Origin of the sequence: Vibrio sp. 1557 (assembly GCF_033340175.1) — a bacterium.
GTDB classification, from domain to species: domain Bacteria; phylum Pseudomonadota; class Gammaproteobacteria; order Enterobacterales; family Vibrionaceae; genus Vibrio; species Vibrio alginolyticus.
Window position 1 is genome coordinate 1 of sequence record NZ_JAWOVZ010000215.1, and the last position, 1169, is coordinate 1169.

A 1169-nucleotide genomic window follows, 5' to 3' on the forward strand; every position below is an offset into this window, starting at 1 on the left:
AACAGCTTCGTGATCAGCAACAAACGTCAGGCTTTTGCCAAAGGTTTTGCAACCAACATTCTCAACCCCAAAGCACTGGCTTTCTTCATCAGCTTGATGTCGAGCTTGGTGCCAGCCGGAATGTCGGTCTCAGGCAAAAGCATCGCGTTAGTTATCCTGTTCAGCTTGTCTCTGGTTTGGTTTTCCAGCTTGGCGTGGATGCTCTCAACGCAACGTTTACAACGTCGATTACAACAGGCAGGCATCTACATCGATGGCATCTGTGGTGTGGTGTTTACCCTCGTTGGCGGCAGTATCTTGGTGCAAACCATCAGCACATTAATCGGTTAACTCTCTGATTTAAAAGCGTCGCACACCCGACATTTATTAAAACGCTGACTCGACGATCTTCTCCATGGCTGCCAAGCTGAACAATCAAACTGGCAACATGGAGAGTCATCATGCATTGGACGTTCAACCGACTCGTGTCTACGGGTCTTTTTCTTAGCGCCTCTATCACCCACACCGCGTTTGCAAACCAAGCCACCGATGCGATTGCCCCAGAGCAAAGTACTGGGCTTGAGCACAAACAACTGGTCAAAGCCAAAGACTATATGGTGACAGCAGCGAACCCAATCGCCACCCAAGCTGGTGCTGATGTACTGGAGCAAGGCGGCAATGCCATCGATGCTATGGTGGCGGTACAACTGATGCTTGGCTTAGTCGAACCACAGTCTTCCGGCATTGGTGGCGGCGCATTTTTGGTGTATTGGGATGGCGAACAACAAAAGCTCACCACTTATGATGGTCGAGAAACTGCGCCCCTCGCCGCAACCCCAACACTGTTTTTGGACGACCAAGGCCAGCCGCTGCAATTTTATGATGCCGTTGTAGGCGGACGATCTGTCGCGACGCCGGGCACCGTCAAACTGTTGTGGGATACCCACCAAAAATACGGCAAGCTGGAATGGAAAAAGATCATTCAGCCAGTGATCAATTTGGCTGAGGAAGGTTTTGCCGTCAGTCCTCGTCTCGCCAGTTTGATTGCCAACGACGCCGAGCGTTTATCACGTTTTCCGACCACAAAAGCGTATTTCTTTAACGCCGATGGCTCACCAAAAGCCGAAGGCACACGATTAAAGAATCCAGAATACGCGCAAACCTTGCAAGCCATCGCCAAGCAAGGTGAT

General features: G+C 50.7%; 2 protein-coding genes. Both read left to right on the forward strand.

Annotated features, from left to right (window positions below; translation table 11 throughout):
- Window positions 1-330, forward strand: a 330-nt coding sequence (locus R7070_RS25980; protein WP_318141484.1) for a LysE family translocator, incomplete at its 5' end; no start/stop codon positions are given.
- A gap of 110 nt (window positions 331-440) precedes the next feature.
- Window positions 441-1169: gamma-glutamyltransferase (locus R7070_RS25985; RefSeq protein WP_318141485.1), on the forward strand; the 729-nt coding region annotated here is incomplete at its 3' end.